This window comes from Nostoc sp. DedQUE02, from assembly GCF_034531035.1.
GTDB lineage: Bacteria > Cyanobacteriota > Cyanobacteriia > Cyanobacteriales > Nostocaceae > Nostoc.
In genome coordinates this window covers 85441-109965 of the sequence record NZ_JAVRBY020000003.1, presented here as the reverse complement: position 1 = coordinate 109965, position 24525 = coordinate 85441, and the positions used below count along the sequence as shown (strand labels likewise).

Here is a 24525-nt window from a genome sequence, read left to right as displayed (position 1 = left end):
GGTTGCTATGTGAGAAGCAATACCTATACAGCAATGGGCAGACAGTAGTTATATGTATAACAAGAAACTAAAAACTTTGACGAGATAATTTCTTCAAAGTTTGCAGAGTTTTACAAAAATTAAGTGTCATTGTCTACACCTTTTCTTACTCAGGTACTGAATATTTTTTTGCAAAAATATGCGAGTATAGTAAATATGCTGAGAACTCAGTAATTACTACACAGATATACAATGTTGCTCTACCCTACCACACCAAAAATAGTTATTGGTTAAGGGATATTTAGGGTAAAGTTTGGGGAATGACGCTTGCAACCAAGAGTGAGATTTAGCCATCGGGGATCGTACTAGCGATCGCTAGTACGCAGCGAATAAGCCACTTAACACACTAATATAACAGCGAAAACCTTCACGATCGTCAACGTGAGGCGTTAATTAAAAACCTGGGAAAGCGGACGCATAATACATCATACTCAGAAGATATTGCTATCAGCAACCCAAAGTTATAAATTGCTATCTAAACTACACAAATAGCTAGAAGACGCAATAGTTTTTTTGAAACCCAACTGTATTTAAAACCAATTTTGGGAAGATGAGCAAGAACACAACAAAATTTACTCGGTAGATGCCTTAGCGACTCGCAACGAAAAACCACTAAGTGATTAAGTTCACTATGGGCAGATGCAGTTGATACTAGCCGTTACACTTGTTAACTTAACTATTAAGTTAATCAAGCAGCCTTTGGTTTGAACAATACGAAGATATTGTACCACCAAACATCCAATATTATTTACAGTAAATCAACTGTGTTTTCCAAGCATCGCCCCGAATACAGGATCTGGCTAGATGCTAGGTTAGTAGATTCTATCTCAACATACAACTAAAATGTTGTCAGTTATCAAGAGCGCACTTACGATTAACTAATGACTAACGATTAACAACTAATTTATTAATGAAAATTGTATTCTTTGGTACACCTCAGTTTGCTGTACCCACCTTGGAAAAGTTATTGAATCATTCAGAATTTGAAGTGCTAGCAGTTGTCACCCAACCAGATAAACGCCGGGAACGGGGAAATAAACTAACTCCATCACCTGTAAAAGCGATCGCTACTGCTCACAACTTACCAGTATGGCAACCTGAGCGGGTGAAAAAAGACACTGAAACTTTAACCCAACTCAAACAATTAAATGCAGATGTGTTTGTTGTTGTCGCTTATGGACAGATTTTATCGTCAAAAATCTTGAATATGCCAAAGTTAGCCTGCATTAATGTGCATGGCTCGATTTTACCGAAATATCGGGGTGCAGCGCCGATTCAATGGTGCTTGTATAACGGTGAGAAGGAAACGGGGATCACGACCATGTTAATGGATGTGGGGATGGATACTGGCGCAATGTTACAAATTGCCACTACACCCATTGGATTACTGGATAACGCCCAAGATTTAGCCGAAAGACTAGCTGCGATTGGTGGGGATTTGTTGGTAGAAACTCTGCTGAAGTTGGAACGCCAGGAAATTCAACCAATTCCTCAAGATAATTTAGCAGCTACTTATGCACCTCTGATTCAAAAGCCAGATTATGGTTTGGATTGGTCTAAAAGCGCGATTCAATTACACAATCAAATCAGAGGCTTTTATCCTAACTGCACCGCTACTTTTCGTGACAATCTGGTGAAAATCACTGCTTCTGCTCCCCTTGGTTGTGTAGGCGATAGCGAACTCCCACCAGAATTACAAGAATTAATCCATAAATTGCCTGATTTGTCAAATACATCAGACAAGCCGGGAGTTATAGTCAGCATTGTCAAAGGAATTGGCGCGATCGTTCAAACTGGGGAAGGTTTCTTGCTGTTACGAGAGGTTCAGCTAGCAGGTAAACGTCCCCAGTCGGGATGGGATTTTGTTAATGGTAGCCGCTTAACTGTGGGAGAAGTTTTTGGTACAGGAAGCTGACGGGGATGGAAGAGATAAGGGAGATTATGGAGAATAATTTTTAGCTCCTAATTCCTGTACAGAGGCGATTAATCGCGTCTCTCCTAAGACTTTTCATAAAAGCGGCAAGATTCGCAAGGGCCATCTGGGTTGACTGCACAGCGAATGAGTTCTGAATGAGCATTATAGCAGCAGGTGGCATCACCGATTACCCAACGTCCCGCAACCAAACTTTTCTCAGATGGTCGTTTAGCAGACTGTACATAAATGGCAATATTATGCAAGCGGTAGCGCCCACCTTTAAGTTGGTATCGATGGCGGCGTTCTAAAACCGCGTAGGTTTTACCTTCAAAATCGAGATAATTTCCGGGTTGGGGTGTCCAATCAAGTTGCACTTTACCGAGGGACTCACGCGGATGCGTCAGAATCACCTCGGTTTGTAAAGAGTCTGGCTCCATAAGCTGATGTGATTTGATTTACATTATAAGGATAGTATCGCGATCGCTTTCTTTAGCTTACCGAATTTAGATTACAATTATTGATTAACTCTTCGCGTTCCTACGGATTAAGGCAACCAAAAGTCAGGTAGGATAGATTTGCTCAAGTGACGCAAAGTTTGGTTGAGCGATCGCGCCACTTGGATATGCGCTTCATCCTCTTCTACAGCTAAAATCTCAGATGGCTGACCTTCTCCCAAATAAGACACCACTAAATTCGCCGCCTCCAAACCAGTAACATAAGCCTTTTCCTGCGACCAGGAACCATGACGGTTCACAATCCAATCCCCACTCATAAATACATTCTCAAAGCTTGTCTTCGCGGGCAACATATAACGATAGCTACCAGGTGCAAAGTGAGTTACCGCCTGATGTAGCCGAATTACACTGCTATCAATAATCTTTGCCTCCCGAAACGCTGGGATACAAGTTGCTAAATAACCCTGAACTATTGCTAAAATCTCCTCGTCACTCAAACCCAAAAACTGATTCGCGTGATAGAAATCAGCTTCAATTACTGTTCCCGGTTCATCCCGATATTCATCATGTAAAGCATTCAAATCAAAAAACGTCCAACCTGTAGTTTCGTCGAATCCAAAACAAGCATTAGAAGGACGAGGAATATCAATTTTACGGTCAAACCATAGTCGTGTTGCTAAAACATCAATTGCTCCTAAATTGCTCAAATTACGAAATTCTTCACGGCTTTGTAAACTAGGGCTAGTTGAGACAATTTTCTTCATACCCGTGATTCCAACCGCAAAAATCACGGCATCTGCATCAAAAATCTCATCACCGCAAACCACACCTTTGACTTGATTACTATCAACAATTAAGTCTGTAACCCGACGCTTTGGCAGCACTCGCGCCCCAGCTTTTTCAATACGTTCCACCCAAGGACGAAATATCTTTTCTCCTACAGTTCCCCGACACCAAACCACATCAAAATCGGGTTGATGAGCCAGAATGAAAAAGTAAAGCATCCCTAAAGTTGCGGCAGCTGAACATTGTTCACCAGGGGCAAATAAGCCCACTAATAACATCGGTTCAAAAGCATCGCGGTAAAGTCGGAAAGAAACGTTAAAGTCTTTGAACAATTCACGGGCAGTTACAAAGTCATAGCGCCGCCAAGCTGCATCGGAATTATCAAAATCAACAACCGCATAAAGTAAAGGCAGGGCGCTGAGACGGTCAATTAGTGGCAGCCGCTTAAACTGAGTGTAGAGAAAAGTTCCCAATGGCGAGGGGAGTCGCGGTAAATCTTGAAAAATTGGTGATTCAACTTCTAAACCTGCTGGCGAATATTGTGAAGAACGAGTCCAAGTAGTAAAAGGATTAATTTCTAATTCATTAATCAGGGAAAAAATATTTCTGTAAGGATACCAGAACCCATGAATCCCAGCTTCAACAGATTTTCCGGCTGCTGTTTGCCAACCTGCCACCAATCCACCAGGATAGGGGCCTGCTTCGAGAAGCGTTACATCATAACCTTGTTTTGCCAAATGGTAAGTTGCTCCTAAACCAGCCCAACCAGCACCTACAACTACCACCCGTTTTTGTTGTAACCCTCCTACCATCAGAGCCTCCAATTGTTGCAGTCCATCAATTAATGTATACGAACTTGTGTTCTAATCAGGCAACGGGTTGTTATTATAACGGTTTTTCTTTGGATGCAATAGGAGATTTAGGTGGATATCTATGCACTCTTTCCATATTCCATCAAATTTAAAATAGTTATAGACTTGAAAAAAGGGTTTAGGGAAAGCGGTTCCGAAAAAATCACTTGCGGTTAATGCTGAGTTAGGAGTATAACAGAAAACAGACTTAGCTATTCATGAGGAATAATCATAATGAGTCGATTAGCAAACGTAAAATTTAGTTTGAATGACTTTGAATTACGAGATGGAATTTATTTTCCTAGTGACTATGAACAATTAAATAATACTCAACATAAAAAAACATGGGACGCAATTGGTAAAACATATTATGGTTCCCAAAAAATTGAAAAAGTTGCAGAGACATCGCCCATAAAACAAGATTACACTCTGCTAACTGGAACGCCTGGAGGTACTTGGAACAAATTTCCGTTGAATAAATCTGTCGGTTCTATTCTGGAAATTGGTTCTGGTTATGGTCGCGCACCTTTACATCTCTCTAAAGCGAAAAATTTGAGATGCGAGAAATATTATGGAATTGATATTTCTGAACCTTTATTGCGGCGGTTAATCAAAGTTAAACAAGAATATGATTTTTTCCCCGAAGCTGAATTTAAGTTGATTTGTACTTCTGCTGAAATATTGCCTTTAGAAGATAATTCTATAGATTTAGTAATTTCTAATTGCGTGTTTATGCATATTCCAGATGCACAATTAAGAAATTTGCTAGCGGATATATCTCGTGTGCTAAAACCTGGTGGAATTTTTGTTTTTAATCATTCCTTTCACAATAAGTCTTGTCCTTCTCATATTATCCATAATTTTATTAGAAGGCTGAACCCATTTGTGAGAAATCCAGTTTATCTTAAGCAATATTCAGCCGTTGAAATAGACGAAATGTTGGCGACTGCTGGCATGAAAACGAAGTGTCCACAATACATTGTCGAACCAACGCAAGAATATGCAATTTTGCCGGAAACCATTAAAGGAATCCCAGTACCATTTGCTAATGCTATCAACAGAAGTCTCAAGCCATCAGACAATTTAAAAGAAACTTTGGCTTACGGTTTTAGTGCCTACAGCACTCACCTGGACTAATTAAGAAACTATCTGGTTGTCACAATGAACTGAATGCTAATAATCTATAAAAGCACAACAATGTTGTGCTTTTATTTTACAATAAATACCTATAAACTTTGTTTTTTATTTTTTGCTTTGAGTTTGATTATTTAGTCTAAACTCCAATAATTATCCACAGATGATATGACTTATAGTTATGGGAGGATTAAGGTTGCCCAATGTAGATAACATTTGCCAAAACTTGCACTTTTGTTAACTCGCGCACGAGACGTTGAGCTTGATGCTTATAAAGTGATATCGGCAACACTCTCGGTAAATTATTCATCCATTGCCTAGCGCTAGTAGAACTACATCCTGTAATCAAAATTATCTCTTCAGCACCATACATAATGGCATTTGTAGTTAAAGCTTTTTCAATTTGCACCTGCCAAAGACGAGGCAGCATTTCACCCCATTCAATTCGCTGCAAACTAGTACTTGTAGCTAAAACAATCAAGCGATCGCCAGCATCAAGCTTAACATCATACCAGGGCATTAAAGAGTAATTGTCTTGCTGATATTTTTGGTAGAGAATCGGTACAACACTGTAACCAGATGCTATTTCAGATAAAAGCAACCCATTCAGGGTATCGCCATCTTCAATTTTGTATTCCGTCACCATGACTATTTGCTCATTCAAGTGAAACAAGCTCAAAACATTTTCTCCAAAAGCAGCACAAGCAAAAACTTCTGCCGACAAAGCCGCACCACATATAACTTGAGCATAAGGGAATAGAGGGGCGACATTATCACTAAATTGGCGGTCTTGAGAGCGGATTATCAAGGTAGTAGCGGGATTCATTGCATGAGCCATCAAACCAATTTCCAGATTTTCCATATTGTCGTCCCCAACTAAAATGATGCTTTTAGCATGGGAGATATTCGCCTTAATGAGTGCTTCGGTAGCATTACCAACGACAAGGGGCATATCGGGTAAAGTTTCTTGGTCGAGAGTGGTAGGATGAACTCCTACTAACGGCTGGTTAAGTTCTTGCAAAAGAGCAGCCACTTTCTGTCCCAAGCGATTTAAGCCAATAATTATTAGATGGTTGCGTTGTGGTATTGGAGGGCGGGAATTGAAAAAATGGAATCTTGAAGTGACAAGAGCATCAGTCAGGAGTGCATATAATACTCCTACGAAAGCTTGACCTGTCAACGTCAGTCCCAGGCTAAACAACCGCAACCACCAAGGGATAGCGTCTGAGGGCTTTGATTGCGCTGCAAACTCAACACCGCCAAATAAATCTCCGTATCCTCCCAAGAGCAAAATTGCTGTGGCATAGAAAGCTTCTTGGATGGTGATGTCAGGATAATATAAGCGATAAAGAATTATTCCAACAAGCCACAGGATGAGTACAGTAATCGCATAGATTGTTGCAATTCGCCGGATTTGATTTTGGCTTTGATAGTAAGATTGCCAAAATTGCACTATTTTATCCTTGAGATTTTTCGCTGTGATATTTTGGATAAACTGTTCCCACTGCCACTTTTGGTTATGAGATTGCCGACGTTGTTCAGAGAAAGCTAAATCGTATGCCACATCAATGTAAACTAGCGTGTCTCCTACCTGTACTTCTGCCTCTGGGTTCCAGCCAAACAATTCTTTGCTTGGGTTAGATGAAACGGGTCTGTGACTCAAGATGCGGCGAGTTGTGAGATTGAGTCTATGTACTGGCTTGCCATTACACCAACTATCCTTCGCTTGTACCTGGTGCTTTATTACTTGCAACAGTTGCCCTTCTAAGGTGAAATATCCAATAGCTTCAGAACCAAGGGCTGTGAGAGCGAAGGCATGAGCTGAAAGATGAGTAGGTTCAAAGGCAACAAAATTACCGAGATTTTCCCACAAGAGTTTGTTGAAATTTTGTTTGTCAGAACGTACAATCAAGCGAACGTGCGGATTAAGACGGCGTGCTGCAAAGGCAGCTTCTATATTTATCCGCTCATTTCTGGTTACTAAAAGTATTGAACGACATTGGCATATATTTGCTCGCTCTAAAACACTTCGCTGGCGGCAGTCTCCTATGATTAACTTTTCTAGTAAGTTAGGTATTTCTGGGACTTCCCAATGTTCGGGCTGCACATCCTCAATGGCACTGACTTTAACATCGTATTCCTTGAGGATTGCTACGCAATGTTGACCTAAACTTTTGAGTCCGCATACTAAGAAAAGGTCTTGGGGTTTTTTTTGATTGCTAGTAGGAGGGGGATGCACTTTCTGTTGACGGTAGTATTCGATACTGCTAACAGGATGTGTTTAATAGGGTTTTTACACTTCGGTAATTTCTAACAATTTTACCAGTTGGTTTCAAGATGAGTATCAAATGATCATAAACCGTATCGAATTTTGATATTTGATACCTAACTGAAGGCGAATCTTGTTTAAAGTTTGGCTAGTTTTCGGGATTTCCTTGATTGATTGTTATGTAATTTACCAACTTTTTTCAACATATTAAAGCCAAAGTTGGTAAATTAGGGATTAGTTGAGCTAATTCTTCCCTACGCAACTATGCCATTGGATTTATCGCCTCTTTGGATATCACTCAAAACTTCATTACTTGCCACATTTATCACCTTCTTTTTGGGTATCGCTGCTGCCTACTGGATGTTGGGATATCGTGGCAAAGGTAAATCGTTAATTGAGGGTATCTTTATTGCGCCCCTGATTTTACCGCCCACAGTTGTCGGGTTCTTGCTGCTGCTATTTTTTGGCAAAAATGGCCCTGTAGGGAAATTTATGGGGGCTTTTGACTTCAGCATCGTCTTTACTTGGTATGGTGCGGCGATCGCAGCCACGGTAGTTTCTTTCCCATTAATGTATAAAACTGCACTAGGAGCCTTTGAACAAATAGATGGCAACTTGCTACGAGTCGCTAGAACCCTTGGTGCAACTGAAACTACAATCTTTTGGCGCATTAGTTTACCCTTAGCACTACCCGGCATTGTCGCCGCCACAATGCTCGCTTTTGCCCGTGCTTTAGGAGAATTCGGCGCAACGTTGATGTTGGCTGGTAACATTCCCGGACAAACGCAGACAATCCCAATGGCGATTTATTTTGCGGTGGAAGCGGGAGCAATGAACGAGGCTTGGTTTTGGGCGATCGCAATTATGGTGATTTCTCTATCTGGAATTATTGCAGTCAACTTCTGGCAAGAATTGAGAGAAAAGAGGAGGGGAGCGGGGAGCATACTTCGACTCCGCTCAGTAACCAGGGAGCAGGTGGTCACTGAGCGTAGCCGAAGTGGAGCAGGGGAAGAAATTCTTTATACTCCGCAATCTAGTTTTGAATCTGGTGGATTGTTTGTCAATATTGAAAAAATACTTCCTAGCTTTGATTTAAAAGTTGCTTTCACTACTGATGAGCAACCCTTGGGATTGTTAGGAGGTTCTGGAGCAGGTAAGAGCATGATTTTGCGTTGCCTTGCGGGGATAGAAACGCCCACAACTGGGCGTATAGTTTTAAATGACAGAGTTTTGTTTGACTCAGAACAAGGAATTAATTTACCTAGCCGCGATCGCCGCATCGGTTTTTTAGTGCAGAATTACGCTCTGTTTCCCCACATGAGTGTGGCGCAAAATATCGCTTTTGGCTTGCCCAAAAACCTATCTGCTGGGAGTATTCGGGTGCAGGTGGAGGAACAGTTAATAGCGATGCAGTTGCAGGGATTAGGCGATCGCTATCCGCACCAACTTTCTGGGGGACAACAACAACGGGTAGCTTTGGCAAGAGCATTGGCAAGTCAACCGGAAGCATTACTTTTAGATGAGCCGTTTTCGGCACTTGATACCCATCTACGTAGTCAATTAGAGCAGCAAATGACAGAAACTCTAGCTGATTACCAAGGTGTGACTCTATTTGTCACCCATAATATGGAAGAAGCTTATCGGATTTGCCCGAATCTATTGGTATTGGAGCATGGCAGAGCCGTTCATTATGGTAGCAAACATGAGATTTTCCAGCATCCTGCTACCGTTAGTGTTGCCCAACTCACTGGATGCAAAAACTTCTCCCGTGCTGTTCTCCAGTCATCACAACAGGTGGAAGCGATTGATTGGGATTGTACTCTGCAAGTAATTGAGCCAGTCAAAAGCGAATTATCTCACATCGGTATTCGTGCCCATCAGTTCATTTTTACCAACGACTCATCGCAGGAAAATACCTTTCCCTGCTGGATAGTACGAACCAGTGAAACGCCCCACCGAATGACGTTGTTTCTTAAATTACACTCGGCTGGCAAGAATTCTCAAGATTACCATCTGCAAGCTGAAGTCTTCAAAGAAAAATGGGCGACGATGAAAGACAAACCTTTTCCTTGGTATGTGCGTTTAGATCCTCTGCGCTTGATTTTGATGGAATAAACGCAGAGATGTGCGGGACGCGGGAAATTCTTCAAAATAACTTTACTTCAAGCGCCCAGACCCAAAGAGTCTGAGCGCTTGAATATTAGGTTGCAGAGAAACTTCTGCTAGATTGTCGTAGAATTATGCGGGCATCATGTGCATACTTCTGCAAGACTCTGCACACTTGCGACAAGCGGCAGCACATTCCATCATTTTCGCGTCATCGCTCATCATCTCACACGCCATTGCAGTGCGATCGCACATTTCCGCGCAAAGCATACAAGTGCGTTCCATGAACTCAGAACCGCTCATCATCATATTCATGCACATCATGCACATTTCTGAGCAATCGCGCATCATACTCATCATGCTCATCATGTTCTTGTCCATGTGCTGACCACCTTTACTCATGCAATGAGTCATGGTTTCCATGCACATTTTATGACAGTCCATACAAACATCCATGCAAGTTTGCATTTCTGGAGTCATGGTTTCAGCCATCATCATCATCATCGGAAATACCTCCTGATTTTTTGATGTATAGATAGTGTCCTTGGTAGGACTACTCATCACATTAGTCTTATCCTTTTAAAGAGTCAATGGGGTTTTTAATGCAGAATTTTTAAGCCTACTATCCCGATATAATTACCGGAAAATTGCAGGTATTCTACACTAGTTTGGTGTTGTTTTTCTGGAGAATCATATACATTAAGGTTTGGAAACTCTCATTTACAAGTGTGGTTTCCTTTGGCAAGTCAACTTTATATCGGGGATCAAAAGTTAGAGTTAAATTTAACTCGAAAATAATGTTATTGTTTTTAACAAATGAATGCCTAAACTAAGCATTTGTAAATTTATATTAACCCAGGTTTTATTAAGTTAAAGATATATGTCCTAAAAAACTCGTAATTCATAATGGAATTTCAACTGCACTTAAAAGTAAATTTCCTCAAAAAAAGTAATTTTCACAACTTACATAAGATATAATCTAGCTTATAGATTTGATTGCAATTTGAGTAAGCGATCGCTCGCTGCTTGTAATGTCTCAGGTCTTTTGCTGAAGCAAAATCTGATTAACGAATGTCCTTTTTCTGGTTGACTGAAAAAGCTGGAACCAGGAACTACAGCAATACCAATATTTTTAATCAGATGGTAAGTGAATTCAACATCTGTTTTATAGCCAAATTTGGAAATATCTGCAAGAACGTAATAGGCTCCTTTGGGAACGAAATAGGGAATTCCAACTTGGTCTAGAATTTGTAAAATGCTGTCTCGTTTCTGGTGATAAAGTTTGGCTAGTTCTTCATAATAAGATGGTGGTAGTTGCATCGCGGCAACTCCGGCTCGTTGCAATGGTGCAGGTGCGCCAACGGTGAGAAAATCATGAACTTTGCGAATCGCCCCTGTCAATTCAGGGTTTGCCAAAATGTAGCCGACTCGCCATCCAGTGACGCTATAAGTTTTAGATAAACCGTTAATAGTAACGGTGCGTTCTTCCATACCGGGAAGAGTCGCTAGGGCAATATGTTGAGTGCCGTCATAGAGAATATGTTCATAGATTTCGTCTGTAAACGCTAGCACATCCCATTTTTGACAAAGTTCAGCAATTAGGGTAAGTTCTTCACGGGTGAAGACTTTACCTGTGGGATTGTGGGGTGTGTTGATAATAATAGCTTTAGTATTGGCATTGAAAGCTTGACGCAACTGTGCTTCATCAAATGTCCAATGGGGAGGATGCAGTGTCACGTAGCGGGGTATAGCACCAGCTAAAATCGCATCGGGGCCGTAGTTTTCGTAATATGGCTCAAATACAATTACTTCGTCACCGGGATCGACTGTTGCCAGCATCACAGATGCCATTGCTTCTGTGGAACCACAGGTAACGGTAATTTGGGTTTCGGGATTGATATCTAAGCCGAGATACCAACGGACTTTGTTAGCGATCGCATGACGAAACGGGCGATCGCCCCAAGTAATGGCATACTGATTAACATCTGCCCCTATCGCCTGATATGCTGCCTGTTTCAATTCTGGGGGACAGGGAAAATCAGGGAAACCCTGCGCTAGATTCACTGCATCGTATTGCAGTGCTACCCGCGTCATTTCTCGAATCACAGACTCTGTAAACTGTTCTGCCTTCGCTGATATTTTTTGGCGCTTAATCTCACTCACCCCTATACCTCCGTCGATCTTTATTGCCGAAATCCTGTGAATTTCTGTAACCCAGACGAAACCTATAATGTTGATAGATTTATCGTAGTATACTCAAATTCTAGATCCAGAGGGAATGCAACCTTAATAATCTATATACTTAATTATTGAGATTAATAGTCAATTATTGAAGTACTGATCCAGAATCATCATGAAATCTTTGCACCGTCCCGATCTTTATAGCTGGTCTAATTTCAATCCGGCAAGAAATATTGATTTCAATGGGATTGCCTGGATTCGGCCAGATGGCAACATCTTGATTGACCCAGTAGCCCTATCAAACCATGATTGGAATCATCTAAAATCCCTCGGCGGTGTGGTTTGGATTGTGCTGACGAATTCTGAACATATCAGGGCAAGTAAAGAAATTGCCGATCAAACCTATGCTAAGATTGCAGGCCCAATAGCAGAAAAAGACACTTTTCCTATACCTTGCGATCGCTGGTTATCTGATGGTGAAGAATTTGTGCCAGGACTAGAGGTGATTGAACTCCAAGGTTCTAAAACTCCCGGTGAGTTGGCTTTGTTACTAGAAGAGACAACTTTAATTACAGGAGATTTAGTCCGGGCACGTAAAGCGGGTAGCTTGACGATTTTACCAGATGACAAGCTGCTGAATCGAGAGGAGGCTGTTGCTTCTGTGCAGAGGTTGGCTCAACTGAGTCGGGTAGAAGCAGTGTTGGTGGGGGATGGATGGCCAGTCTTTCGGGATGGACGCGATCGCTTAAAGGAACTTGTAGCGACGTTATAAATGATTAGGGTAGCACAGCTAGCTATGCTACCCTACAGGCGATTTTAGTTCAAATAGATAAAAAGGCTGTCAGAAGAAAATCAAACAACACCGTATGATGGTAGTTAGTAGCATTTCTATCTAATACTTTCTTTTCTACCTTAAAAGAATATCAGGTAAGCCACCTCCTGATTCCTTAACGGCAGAATGTGGAAGCTTTCACTGATTAACCTAGCTGGAGAACACTAATGTCTAAGGAAAGAAAAAGTAATAAAGAAGCTAAAAAACCTAAAAAAGATCCTAAAGACAAAAAGGAGAAAAAAGATTCAAGCAAATAGGACGATTTAGGTAAATAGTTTTAGCGAAGACCAAGAGTTGCATTTCTTTACATTGACAATATTTTGTCCAGTAGGACTGAATAAGAAGAGTTATTGTCAAAAATTTATTCACTCTTGGTCAAGTATCAAAATCTGATGATTTAAGTTGTGTGTGCGATGTTAAGACGGGATGTGATGCTTGATGGTGCAGCGTTAGCGACGCAAGAAGGTCTTGACTCGCTAATGCTACGCTATCGGTGACGCAACTTAATCAAGCAGGCTCAAATTTCAGCGAAACGCCGTTCATACAGTACCGCTTGCCAGTGGGTGCAGGGCCATCATCAAAAACATGACCTAGATGACCACCACAGCGACTACAATGCACTTCAGTTCTGGTCATAAACAACGACTTGTCTACAGTAGTGGCGATCGCACCCTCAATTGGATTAAAAAAGCTAGGCCAGCCAGTACCACTGTTGAATTTGGTATCAGATGTAAATAGTGGCTGTTCACACGCAGCACAATAATAAGTACCCTTGTCGTATTCCTTATCTAATGGGCTAGTATAAGGGCGTTCAGTCCCATGTTTACGCAATACATTAAACTGTTCTGGCGTTAAAATCGTGCGCCACTCTGATTCTGGTTTGGTAACTTCAAATCCACTACTAGAAGTTGTCATCGCTTCTGGCCCCCATTTGATATACCTTGATAACAATGCTGTGCCGACTATGACTGCACTAGCCTGTAAAAAATAGCGTTTGTCCATATATCTATTATTTTCTATTTTCAGCTTCACTGGACAATCAACTCCAGTACGGAATTCCCTACATGAATGACTATAATCAGCGATCGCTCTGAATTAGCCCTGATAAACTGATTAAAATAAGCAAAGAAACAACAAATTATTTTTCAGCTAAGAGGATGTTTGAAAAGTCCTCTTGTCGGTATCAAAAGTTTTAGATCCCCCTAAATCCACGCCAGATGCTCCACTTGGGGAAACCCCAAGACCGCACTGGCTCCCCTTTTTAAGGGGGACTTTGACTCCGGTTCCCCCCTTTTTAAGGGGGGTTAGGGGGGATCTAAAGTGCCTAAAGTCACAGCAAAACACTTTTCAAACAACCTCTAAATACTAGGTGGGAATCGGATCTATTTCACCTGATTTTTGGACAATAGCAAGTATAGTTTTCAATTGGAGCATAAACTACGGTCAATCATCATCTTCATCAGAGGTATTGAAATGCTCAGTAGTTCGGTGTTTACCCTGGCTCGTCAGAAATACAAATGCGCGATTGAGCCGCTTTACCCCACTGAGGGTAATCAGAGTCAGTAAGCCTCCTAATAATCCCATTTGCCACAAACCACAACCAATTGCAGCCCCCAAACCAGCTGCCGTCCAGACACAGGCGGCTGTAGTTAAACCCTTAACTTTTGGCGTTGCAGATTTTCTCGGAGACTCTTGTAAAATCAATCCAGCTCCGAGAAATCCAACCCCGGTAGCTACACCTTGAATTGTGCGACTCAGTGCATTGGTAGCAGCATAGGGACTCTCGCCCTCAGCCTGCAAAGGAATCATCACGAATAGTGCTGCCCCCATACTCACAAGCATGAATGTTCTCATCCCTGCTGGCCTTCCTCCTTGCTGACGGTTAAATCCAATCAAGCAACCAACCAGGAGCGCCAAAGATAATCTAAACGCTATATGTGGCCAATCGTTGGCAGCAATAAACATCGGCCCCATTGCCTTATTTCTCCAAGAGATAGAACACAATTTTGCACCTATTGGCAGTGAGATGGATGGCTACTCACTTTTGTAGCTGAAAGCTTAAGCACAGCAAATCAATAGGTTTTTAGTACATTAAGGTTAATTTAACAAAAGGTTACGTATAAGTAAATAAGTATACACAAAGCCACCATTGCTGGATTCTTCCTAGAGACAGAAGGAAGGTGATGAGGGAGCAAGGAGAAATCAATTCAAAATTCCAGATTCAAAATTAAAGAACTTCTGCCTCACTTCGACTACGCGGAAATCGAGCGACTTGCACTGAGTTTCGACTACGCGGTAATCGAGCGAAGTCGAGATTCAACTACCGCGCAGTCGTTGTGAGTCGAGATTCAGTGACCTCCTGCCTCTTGCCTCCTCTTTCCCAATTTTTGCGATCGCTAGCTTATTGAACACGCCTAATATACATTGGTCTGATAGAGATACCGGAGTTTTATGAAAAACATCTTGCTTGATTAAGTAGGATATGTGATATTGTTAAAACTATAAATAAAGCACGGTATTTCTATCGAATTGCCGTAGTTTAAAAGGACAGGACTCATGCAGCTACTATGGTTCATCCCAACCCACGGCGACGGACGTTACCTTGCAACTGCTACAGGCGGACGGGCAGTAAGCTTTCCTTATCTGCGGCAGATTGCCCAAGCGGTGGATGACCTTGGTTATACAGGGGCATTGCTGCCCACGGGTCGTTCTTGCGAAGATGCTTGGATTGTCGCGTCAACGCTGGTATCACTGACGCGACAGATGCGTTTTTTGGTGGCGATTCGTCCCGGCTTGGTATCACCTGGGGTAGCAGCACGGATGGCGGCGACTTTTGATCGCCTCTCTGGAGGACGTTTGCTGATTAATGTCGTGACCGGTGGCGATCCCGTGGAGTTAGCGGGAGATGGCTTGCATTTGGATCACGATCAGCGCTATGAATTAACAGATGAATTTTTGACAGTATGGCGAGCGATCGCTAGTGGTGAACAAGCCAATCTCCAAGGCGACTATCTTAATATCCAAGATGGTAAGCTGCTGTTTCCACCTGTTCAGAAGCCATATCCGCCCTTGTGGTTTGGGGGTTCTTCTGTCATCGCCCAAAAAATTGCTGCCAAGCACGTAGATGTTTATCTAACTTGGGGCGAACCACCGGCGCAAGTAGCCGAGAAGATTGCATCAGTTCGCAAACTTGCTTTATCAGAAGGCCGGACTTTGCGGTTTGGGATTCGCCTACATGTGATTGTGCGTGAAACCGAGAGTGAAGCTTGGGATGCAGCGAATGATTTGATTAAATATGTAGATGATGAGGCGATCGCTAAAGCTCAAAAAGCTTATGCCCGAATGGATTCAGTTGGACAACAGCGAATGACTCAATTACACCACGGTAATCGTGAGGCATTAGAGATTAGCCCGAATCTGTGGGCGGGAGTCGGTTTAGTCCGGGGTGGTGCAGGAACAGCCTTAGTCGGCGATCCCCAAACCGTAGCTGCCAGGATATTAGAATATGCTTCTTTAGGTATTGAGTCCTTTATCCTCTCTGGCTATCCCCACCTAGAGGAAGCTTATCGAGTTGCAGAACTTCTATTTCCCCATTTGCCATTAGATAATTTACCCGCAGTGGAGAAGCAACACGTCTTAAGTCCATTCGGCGAGATTGTGGCAAATGAAGATTTCCCTAAGCAAAAGCTTCAAGAAAGAGCAACGTCCATATCCTAGTAGTTATGAACTAGGAGATTAATAGCCATGCTGCACCAACAAATCGACCAAAAAATCTCAGAAAAAGAAGCGTGGGCATTGCGTCGTCAGTTGGGAATACCTAACAATAAACGCTTGTGGGTGTTAGCGTGCATGGATGAGCGATTACCGATAGAAAAAGCATTGGGAATTGGTGAAGGAGATGCTCATATTTTCCGTAATGCTGGGGGATTAGTTACGGATGATGCGATTCGGTCAGCAATGTTAACTACACAGTTTTTTGGCACCAAAGAAATCATCGTTATTAATCATACCGAATGTGGCATGATGACAGCATCAGGAGATTTTCTCAGTGAGGTATTGCGAAATCAAGGTATTGATGTGGATCGAGTTAATGTCGATCCCGCTTTGCCAGAGTTGAAGCTACCAAAAGGCGTTTTTTCCAAATGGATCAAAACGTTTACTGATGTGGATGAAATCTGCATACAGCAGGTGGAATTACTGCGTAATTCTGCTTTAATTCCCCAAGATGTGGTTATTCATGGTTACATCTGGGAAGTAGAAAGTATGAGTTTGCGCCGTCCCCACAAACGTCTGAGTGAGAAGGTCAACACAGCATCAGCTATGAAGACCAAAACTGTAAACCATACTGAACCCATTTCAGAAATTGGGAGTTTAATTGAATGACAAATATTCTAGCGATCGCAGGTAGTCCAACCCATCCATCTCGAACTTACGGTTTTGTCGAATACACAGCCAAGCTTTTACAACAAGAAGGCTTGCACGTAGACATTATTTCAGTTCGAGATTTGCCTGCTGAAGATTTAGTTTTTGGGCGTTACGACAGCCCTGCTTTAGAACAGCCAAAAGAATTATTAGCAAAGGCAGATGGTGTGATTATTGCCACCCCAATCTACAAAGCTGCTTACACAGGAGTGCTAAAAACATTTCTAGATTTGTTGCCACAAAAATCATTAACAGGTAAACCCGTGTTACCAATTGCTTTGGGTGGAACGATCGCTCATTTATTGGCAATTGAATATGCCCTGAAACCTGTGTTATCTGAATTAGGAGCGCGGCATATCCTCGCTACAATTTATGCAGTAGACAAACAAATTCAACGACAACCCGATAACAGCGTCCTGTTAGATGAGGAAATTGAGCAAAGACTCAAAGACGTTCTCAAAGAATTTGTGAAAGCTGTAGAATATGATGCCGCCGCACCTCAAGAATTGGTTCATGCCAATTAAATAATCAAGTTTATACCTCCGTTTGCTTGTAGCAGAGGGGTAATTTTTACCCATCTGTTACTTTTTTTAAAGTTAATCAAAGCCACAGAAATTTACTCTCAAAAATTGCACTTTTATCGCAATATTAAAATTAATATATAGGAATCCGGTTTGATTACTGAAATCAGTTGGCTTAGTAGGGAATAGACAATAGGCAATAGGCAATAGGCAAGAGGATTTCAGAAGGAAGATTAAGGTGTACCGAATTTTTTCAAAAATCAAATATGAGTCCTATACTACGTTCATATTTATCTCCAAACTTTTTTATTGTATTCAAATAAAACCTTTGTAATTCATAATTTTTTCTATACAATATCTTGTATATATGCAAATTGTCTCCTAACTCTACCTGTAGTAGATGAGTAAATTTCACTCATCTACTACTTTTTCCCCTGAAATTTTATAAGAATTCAGAAATCAGGAGCGGAGCCGGAGACGCTCCGCCTCCGGTCAGAATGGGCTAAACCTTAGCTATCCGCTAACAGCATGAATTCTGTACGAGTTATTAATGAATATACGTCCTTGGTGAGCGAAAAAAATAAAATATTCAACAAGCTAAAACTCTATCCCTTTATCGGTAGAGTATTCTGAATTCTGAATTCTGTATTCTGACTCCTGATTTATTGATTTTCATATTGGTAGATCATTTGTCGTCAACGTTAAAGTTACAGACTACTGTAAGAATTTATTGTAAAAGAGTAGCGATCGCCTGAAGAACAAACCTGCTTTTATTTGGCACTGATTACAAGCTCCCCATATTGAAGCCACCGTATATTAATGGCGATGTGCTTTTTTGGTCAGTTTAGCCAGTAAATTAGATGTAGGGCGTAAAAAAATAAACTCAATGAAAGCAATGTCTAATGACAGACCAAAAGCCGTCTGCGCTTCTGATTTTGCATCTATCGTCGGCGAAGAAAATGCTGTTTGTCTTTGGGAAAATATCGAACTCGGTCAGAAAAAACGTATTCAACAGGCTATAGCTTCTGGAAAATCACCTACTTGTATTGTCTATCCTCGCACTCAAAAACAACTAGCCGCAGTCATTGCCACAGCTCACACAAATAACTGGCGCGTCCTCCCCTGTGGTAGTGGCAGTAAACTCAACTGGGGTGGTTTAGCCAAAGGTATTGATGTTGTAGTCAGTACAGAACGCATGAACCAACTGATTGAACACGCTGCTGGTGATTTGACTGTCACGGTAGAAGCTGGGATGAAATTTTCCGATTTGCAAGCACTTTTGGCAAAGTCGCGGCAATTTCTCGCCCTTGACCCCACAGCACCAGAATCTGCAACTATTGGCGGTATTGTTGCCACAGGTGATACAGGTTCTCTGCGGCAACGTTATGGTAGTGTGCGCGACCAGTTACTAGGTATTACCTTTGTCCGTGCTGATGGAGAAATCGCCAAAGCTGGAGGAAGAGTAGTTAAAAATGTTGCTGGATATGACTTGATGAAGTTGCTTACGGGGTCTTACGGCACATTAGGCTTTATTAGTCAATTAACTTTTCGCCTGTATCCGCTAGCAGAGGCATCAGGGACGGTGGTACTAACAGGTAATGCAGAGGCTGTATCTCAAGCGGCTGATATCCTTCGAGGTTCGGCGTTAACACCAGTTCAGGCTGATTTGCTATCAGCTAACTTGGTGTCCAGCTTAGGTTTGGGTGAAGGACTGGGATTAATTGCTCGCTTTCAAAGTATTAGTGAAAGTGTCAAGGAACAGTCAAATCGAGTTTTGGAAGTAGGGCAAAAGTTGGGCTTAGATGGGGCAATTTTTGCTGATAATGACGAGGCTAATCTATGGCAGAGATTGCAAGAAGGAATACATACTGCTGCTACAGAATCAGTAATTACCTGCAAAATAGGAGTGTTACCTACTACTGCTGTGGAGATTTTGACTCAGGTGGAGTTAGGTTTGATTCATATTAGTAGTGGTTTAGGTTTGTTACAATTAGAGAGTAAAAATCAAGTTTTAAAGGTGCGGGATGCCTGCGGTGGGCTGCGCGTACGCACTCAAGCGAGTAGTGGTTTTTTAACAATCTTGTCAGCACCAAGGGCTGTTAAAGAACAAATAGATGTTTGGGGTTACACGGGCAATGCTTTGCCGTTAATGCGCCGTATTAAGGAACAGTTTGATAATAAGAATATTTTAAGTCCTGGTCGGTTTGTGGGTGGAATTTAAGAAATAAGAAACGAACCGCGAAGGCGCAAAGGACGCAAAGGAAGAGGGGAAAAGAATTAATTATGCAAGTTTCAGACAATTCTGTTAATAATACGGCTAGTTTAAAGAATTTGAAGGGGTTTGATGAGGGTCATCCGCCTGATCCGAAGTTGATTGATAGTTGTGTACATTGTGGATTTTGTCTCTCGACTTGTCCCAGCTATCGGGTGCTTGGCAAGGAGATGGATTCTCCTAGAGGACGCATCTATTTAATGGATGCAATTAATGAGGGGGAAATTGCTCTCAATACGGCAACTGTAGAACATTTTGATTCTTGTTTGGGGTGTCTTGCTTGTGTGAGTACTTGTCCTTCTGGTGTGCAGTATGATAAGTTAATTTCTGCAACTCGTCACCAAGTTGAACGAAATTATCCTCGCAGTTTACCAGATCAATTTTTTCGTCAACTGATATTTTCTCTGTTTCCTTATCCCAATCTTTTACGGGTTTTATTAGTTCCGTTGTTAGTTTATCAAAAGTTGGGGTTTGATAAATTCTTTCGGGCTACGGGTTTACTGAATAAAATATCGCCCCGTTTGGCAGCAATGGAATCAATTCTGCCAGAAATTACTCTCAAATCTTTTCAAAATAATTTGCCTAGCGTGATTCCTGCTAAAGGTGAGAAGCGGTATCGAGTCGGGGTGATTTTGGGTTGCGTCCAAAGGCTGTTTTTCTCACCTGTGAATGAAGCGACGGTGAGGGTTTTAACAGCGAATGGTTGTGAAGTTGTGATTCCCAAATCTCAAGGTTGTTGTGCGGCCCTTCCCGAACACCAAGGACAAACAGAACAAGCGAAAGCTTTAGCAAGACAGATGATTGATAGTTTTGCCAAAACAGATGTAGATTTCGTGATTATCAATGCTGCTGGTTGCGGTCATACTTTGAAAGAATACGGTCACATTTTAGAAGATGACCCAGAATATCGAGAAAAAGCGAAGGATTTTGCAGCTAAGGTGAAAGATGCTCAAGAATTTTTGGCAACTGTTGGCTTAACAGCAAAACTTTCATCACTGAGCGATAAACCCTTGAATTTAGTTTATCAAGATGCTTGTCATTTATTGCATGGACAAAAAATTAGTGTGCAACCGCGTCAGATATTGTGGCAAATTCCAGGGGTAAAGTTGAGGGAACCAATAGATGCGGCTTTGTGTTGTGGCAGTGCTGGAGTTTATAATATGCTGCAACCGGAAGTTTCTGAAGAATTGGGTCGGCAAAAAGTGCAGAATTTGTTAAATACTGGTGCTGAGTTAATTGCTTCTGCTAATCCGGGGTGTACTTTGCAGATTACAAAGCATTTGCAGTTGCAAGGTAAGAAGATTTCAGTTATTCACCCGATGGAGTTGTTAGATTATTCAATTCGCGGTGAAAAGTTGAAATTGTAGTAAATTGGGGTGCGTTAAGACTGAGTTTAACGCACCTTACTATTTACATCGGCGTTTAGCTGAGACTTCTGAACAAGAAGGCGTTAGTCTCAACCAGTATATTGTCTCTTTGCTGAGTGCGATTGCATTAATTAACGGCAAAGCAATCTTAGTAAATTTCCAGATGATTTATAAATATTCAAAAAATACTTCAGGTACTAATCTGAATTCCCCAGATTTAAAGCGAGAAATATCCATCCATAACGCTTTATGTTTATGTGTTTGTGATTCTGAAAAAACTAAACTTTCTAGTTGATAAAATTTTGAATCAACAAAGTCACACTGATAAAGCTGAATAATTTCATGACCTTGTCTACCATTAAATGTAAACAGGTTTTCTATACAACCTAAATATTTAATATTCTTTAACTCTGCCTGAATTTCCTCTTGAAATTCTCGTTGTAGCGCGTCGCGGCTGGTTTCGCCAAATTCCACCCCGCCGCCCAAAGCACGATAAAATCTATCTTGCTTTACAGGGTCGTAGCCTTCAGAAACAAATATGCGTTCGCCATCCCGAATTAGCCCCAAGGCTATTACCCGAATTTCCCCTGCTTTATTCATTTTGGTAACTAATTATCGTAAATAGACTGAGGACGACTTTCGCTATCCTCAATAGGCCAATCTGGATTTTCGCCACCGATGTACAATTCTTCAATGGTCACATATTCTTGACTTAGCTGGGTGAGAGCGTTGATTAAAATATCCAATGCGATCGCATCACTGGTTCCTAAGTCAAACCAACAACGTCCCCACTGTCCCTCATATTCAAACTCACCAATGTTGTGCATCAGTGCTAGCAGGCTTTTGTCATATCCCTGTTCATCATAATTCATGTAGCTGATATCGAGTCCAGTGTCCTGCACCTGGAGATTTTCTGCATTAAATGCACCCAATTTACCTAAATAAAACCAGGAATTGAAAACTTCTTCTACATACTGCTTTTCACGCGCAGAAGGATTTGTGCTGAATTTCAGCCAAATCCACATATCAAAAGGATTAATTTCGCGAAACTGAATCTCCATTTTGGTCTAATATCTCAATTACTCTTCTGCAAATAAGCATATCAAAGTAGAGCATGGGCTTGCCGTGACTTGTGCCGAGCGTTCGCGTAGCGTCTCGTAGAGAAGTCGAGGTAGCGCAGTCGTAAAGCCTGCGGCATAGCTACGCTTCGGGCGCAGCCTCTCGTAGAGAAGGGAGCCGAGGTAGCGTAGTCGAACGGGAATGGGGCATAGGGGATAGAGAAAAAACTTAATCGCCAATGCCCAACTATCCAGGATTTTTAAGGCTAACAGCATTTTTGCGTTCACGCTCAATTTGTTTGACTAAATCGCCTGGGAGTTGAGATTTTTTGGTCAATGCTTTGTCAAAATTAGCGATCGCTTCCTGAATTATCTGCTGGTTTTTTTCTCTTTGCCCCAGTTGTTTAAGTATTTGGGCTTTAAGATAATAAATTTCTGGATTATCTGATGTGATTTTGATCGCCCGGTTGACATACTCTAGTGCCTGTGGATACCGTTTTAAATCCCGGTAAGCAAGAGCAATACCCCGATCCACGAGATACCCAGGAGCAGCATTTTTTTCTAAGCGTCCAATTGCCTGATCTGGACTAGCAAAAGGCAAATTAACCGCCAATAATAAATCCATATAACCCTTGATTAAATTCAGTTCTGGATCGTTGGCAGAAATTGCTTCGGCTTTGTCTAAATATTCATAAACTTGCCGCAGCCGACTAAAAGCTTGTGGCACACCATTGACAGTACCCTCACGGGTGATAATTACTGCTCCCTCCAAAAAATGACCAACAGCAGTGTATAAATTACCACGCAATGGATCGCTAGAAATCAGTTTTTGTCCGGTTTCTAAAGTTTTCTGACTGTAAGTGTTTAGTTTAGCCCAATCCTTATTTCCGTATGCCAAAGATGCACTCATAGCATAAGCTAGAGGTTCATTTGGCTCTTTGGATAGTGCTTGTTCCAGATAACGCTGTGCTGCTGGATAGTTGCCCTGTTGGAAAATTGCTTTAAAAGCTGCTTCTGTTTGGTCGCCAATTTGATGAGGTTCGCGATCGCGAAACGGATCGCCAGCCAGCGAGGGATTTACCCAGACATTAAGTGCGATCGCAACTGTAAAAGCAGTCTGAGCAAAGGTAGTGAGTTTAGGAGACACTAATAATTGAGGCAAAGAAAACCTATTAGTCATTTTGACCTTCAAAATAATTGTGGTTGAAATAGTTGTATGTGTTACTTAGAATGCAAAAATGGTTAATTTTTACACTGAGCGAAGTCGAAGTGTTAACTTGCCTTTGCTTCAACCAAAATTTTCTTATATATTGGTAATCTTTCCATGTTTCCAGGCTTGCTCTAGCCATTATTTCAGGCTGAGTCTGCCACAATGGAGAAAAAGTGGATAATTCTTGCTGCTAAATTAAGGTGTTAATCCAGGTAATGCGCTGTAAATTTTTTTCTAGAATTTTCCAGACACTTTCAGTGTAGCTAATTAGTAATTTGCTGACTTTTTGGTAATCTTAACAAATGCTTTATCTCCGAAATGTAAATTATCACCCCACAGCGTGCCCAACAGCGATTCTCAAATCGATCAATTTAGAATTAGCACCCCAGCAGCTAGGTTTGATTATTGGCCCGAGTGGTTCGGGTAAAAGTACCCTACTAGAAATTTTGTCGGGGCTAGCTGAACCCACTACTGGCGCACTCTTCTGGCGGGAACAAGAACTTATAGCCGAACAGCTACAACAATTAGCCGGGTTAGTATTTCAGTTTCCAGAGCGGCACTTTTGCGGTGGTTCGATTTTAGAAGAATTGCGTTTAGGACATCCTGAATTAGGGTCAGAACGAGTTAAACAAGCCCTGAGTGAAGTGGGATTAGAGCATTTATCGCTTTCTGCTGCTCCTCATGCTTTGAGTGGTGGACAGCAACGACGTTTAGCTTTGGCAGTGCAATTGATTCGCCAGCCAAATTTACTGTTATTAGATGAACCCACAGCTGGGTTAGATTGGTCAATGCGTCGGCAACTGGTAAATTTATTAGCGAAACTGAAACAAGATTGGACATTGTTAATTGTGACACACGATGCTGGGGATCTGTTAGCGATCGCAGACCGTTGTTGGACACTCAACCACGGCGAACTAGAATCAGTAGACCCAAAGTCACTAGAATCCAAAGTTAAAGAACCTTTACCAATTGTGTGAGAAAAGAGAGGGGGACAAGGGGCAGGGGGCAGGGGGAGCAGGGGGAGCAGGGGAGGCAGGGGAGGCAGGGGGAGAATGCCCAATACAACTATAAGAATACTAAGAGAATGCATCAAATAAATCTCTCAAA

At 41.8% G+C, this 24525-nt stretch carries 20 protein-coding genes and 1 pseudogene; 11 read left to right on the top strand and 10 right to left on the bottom strand.

The window, feature by feature from the left end:
- Window positions 1-949 precede the first annotated feature (949 nt).
- Entirely contained in the window at window positions 950-1954 is a 1005-nt protein-coding gene (gene fmt, locus RMX98_RS04490; RefSeq protein WP_322676688.1) for a methionyl-tRNA formyltransferase, read from the top strand.
- A gap of 83 nt (window positions 1955-2037) precedes the next feature.
- On the opposite strand, the gene RMX98_RS04485 is transcribed toward fmt, so the two are convergent.
- Together RMX98_RS04485 and RMX98_RS04480 are read right to left on the bottom strand one after the other, a co-directional pair.
- Entirely contained in the window at window positions 2038-2391 is a 354-nt protein-coding gene (locus RMX98_RS04485; RefSeq protein ID WP_322676687.1) for a DUF6464 family protein, read from the bottom strand.
- 107 nt (window positions 2392-2498) lie between these two features.
- Window positions 2499-4007 (bottom strand): FAD-dependent oxidoreductase, encoded by a 1509-nt coding sequence (locus RMX98_RS04480; RefSeq protein WP_322676686.1) that lies wholly within the window; start codon window positions 4005-4007, stop codon window positions 2499-2501.
- 273 nt (window positions 4008-4280) lie between these two features.
- On the opposite strand from RMX98_RS04480, the gene RMX98_RS04475 reads away from it, so the two are divergent.
- The gene (locus RMX98_RS04475; protein ID WP_322676685.1) at window positions 4281-5183 is read left to right on the top strand and encodes a class I SAM-dependent methyltransferase; all 903 of its coding nucleotides are present in this window, start codon (window positions 4281-4283) and stop codon (window positions 5181-5183) included.
- A 187-nt stretch (window positions 5184-5370) separates the two neighbouring features.
- On the opposite strand, the gene RMX98_RS04470 is transcribed toward RMX98_RS04475, so the two are convergent.
- On the bottom strand, window positions 5371-7419 hold the full coding sequence (locus RMX98_RS04470) for a potassium channel family protein (RefSeq protein ID WP_322676684.1): 2049 nt from the start codon (window positions 7417-7419) through the stop codon (window positions 5371-5373).
- A gap of 294 nt (window positions 7420-7713) precedes the next feature.
- Between RMX98_RS04470 and modB the strand changes: the two genes are divergently transcribed.
- A complete protein-coding gene (gene modB / locus RMX98_RS04465; protein ID WP_322676683.1) occupies window positions 7714-9564 on the top strand; it encodes a molybdate ABC transporter permease subunit in 1851 nt (616 codons plus the stop codon).
- Between the two features lie 123 nt (window positions 9565-9687).
- Here the strand turns inward: modB and RMX98_RS04460 are convergent, their stop codons facing one another.
- Window positions 9688-10059, bottom strand: a complete 372-nt coding sequence (locus tag RMX98_RS04460) for a four-helix bundle copper-binding protein (protein WP_322676856.1) — start codon at window positions 10057-10059, stop codon at window positions 9688-9690.
- A 480-nt stretch (window positions 10060-10539) separates the two neighbouring features.
- The gene (locus RMX98_RS04455; RefSeq protein WP_322676682.1) at window positions 10540-11718 is read right to left on the bottom strand and encodes a pyridoxal phosphate-dependent aminotransferase; all 1179 of its coding nucleotides are present in this window, start codon (window positions 11716-11718) and stop codon (window positions 10540-10542) included.
- Between the two features lie 190 nt (window positions 11719-11908).
- Here RMX98_RS04455 and RMX98_RS04450 point away from each other — a divergent pair, with 190 nt between their 5' ends.
- Window positions 11909-12508 carry an MBL fold metallo-hydrolase gene (locus tag RMX98_RS04450; protein WP_322676681.1) on the top strand — a complete coding sequence of 200 codons (600 nt, stop codon included), beginning with the start codon at window positions 11909-11911 and terminating at the stop codon, window positions 12506-12508.
- Window positions 12509-13075: 567 nt separating this feature from the next.
- Here the strand turns inward: RMX98_RS04450 and msrB are convergent.
- Together msrB and RMX98_RS04440 are read right to left on the bottom strand one after the other, a co-directional pair.
- Window positions 13076-13570, bottom strand: a complete 495-nt coding sequence (gene msrB / locus RMX98_RS04445; protein ID WP_322676680.1) for a peptide-methionine (R)-S-oxide reductase MsrB — start codon at window positions 13568-13570, stop codon at window positions 13076-13078.
- A gap of 441 nt (window positions 13571-14011) precedes the next feature.
- The gene (locus tag RMX98_RS04440) at window positions 14012-14542 is read right to left on the bottom strand and encodes an MgtC/SapB family protein (protein ID WP_322676679.1); all 531 of its coding nucleotides are present in this window, start codon (window positions 14540-14542) and stop codon (window positions 14012-14014) included.
- Window positions 14543-15124: 582 nt separating this feature from the next.
- Between RMX98_RS04440 and ssuD the strand changes: the two genes are divergently transcribed.
- The 6 genes and pseudogenes from ssuD to RMX98_RS04410 all read left to right on the top strand — a co-directional run.
- Entirely contained in the window at window positions 15125-16285 is a 1161-nt protein-coding gene (gene ssuD / locus RMX98_RS04435; protein WP_322676678.1) for an FMNH2-dependent alkanesulfonate monooxygenase, read from the top strand.
- Between the two features lie 27 nt (window positions 16286-16312).
- On the top strand, window positions 16313-16951 hold the full coding sequence (locus tag RMX98_RS04430; protein ID WP_322676677.1) for a carbonic anhydrase: 639 nt from the start codon (window positions 16313-16315) through the stop codon (window positions 16949-16951).
- Complete coding sequence (gene ssuE, locus RMX98_RS04425) at window positions 16948-17514, top strand: NADPH-dependent FMN reductase (RefSeq protein WP_322676676.1); 567 nt, start codon at window positions 16948-16950, stop codon at window positions 17512-17514. The genes RMX98_RS04430 and ssuE overlap by 4 nt, the downstream gene beginning before the upstream one ends.
- Window positions 17515-18397: 883 nt before the next feature.
- Entirely contained in the window at window positions 18398-19732 is a 1335-nt protein-coding gene (locus RMX98_RS04420; RefSeq protein ID WP_322676675.1) for an FAD-binding oxidoreductase, read from the top strand.
- A gap of 62 nt (window positions 19733-19794) precedes the next feature.
- Window positions 19795-21150: a (Fe-S)-binding protein gene (locus RMX98_RS04415; protein WP_322676674.1), complete on the top strand. Its 1356-nt coding sequence runs from the start codon at window positions 19795-19797 to the stop codon at window positions 21148-21150.
- A 4-nt stretch (window positions 21151-21154) separates the two neighbouring features.
- Window positions 21155-21256: pseudogene (locus RMX98_RS04410) on the top strand (toxin-antitoxin system HicB family antitoxin); the annotation flags it as partial.
- A gap of 62 nt (window positions 21257-21318) precedes the next feature.
- Here the strand turns inward: RMX98_RS04410 and RMX98_RS04405 are convergent.
- From RMX98_RS04405 to RMX98_RS04395, 3 genes are all read right to left on the bottom strand, one after another.
- Window positions 21319-21750 carry an NUDIX hydrolase gene (locus tag RMX98_RS04405; RefSeq protein WP_322676673.1) on the bottom strand — a complete coding sequence of 144 codons (432 nt, stop codon included), beginning with the start codon at window positions 21748-21750 and terminating at the stop codon, window positions 21319-21321.
- Between the two features lie 8 nt (window positions 21751-21758).
- Complete coding sequence (locus tag RMX98_RS04400; RefSeq protein ID WP_069070833.1) at window positions 21759-22211, bottom strand: DUF3531 family protein; 453 nt, start codon at window positions 22209-22211, stop codon at window positions 21759-21761.
- 244 nt (window positions 22212-22455) lie between these two features.
- Window positions 22456-23388, bottom strand: a complete 933-nt coding sequence (locus tag RMX98_RS04395; protein WP_322676672.1) for a Sll0314/Alr1548 family TPR repeat-containing protein — start codon at window positions 23386-23388, stop codon at window positions 22456-22458.
- A gap of 332 nt (window positions 23389-23720) precedes the next feature.
- On the opposite strand from RMX98_RS04395, the gene RMX98_RS04390 reads away from it, so the two are divergent.
- Entirely contained in the window at window positions 23721-24395 is a 675-nt protein-coding gene (locus tag RMX98_RS04390; protein ID WP_322676671.1) for an energy-coupling factor ABC transporter ATP-binding protein, read from the top strand.
- The last annotated feature ends 130 nt before the right edge of the window (window positions 24396-24525 follow it).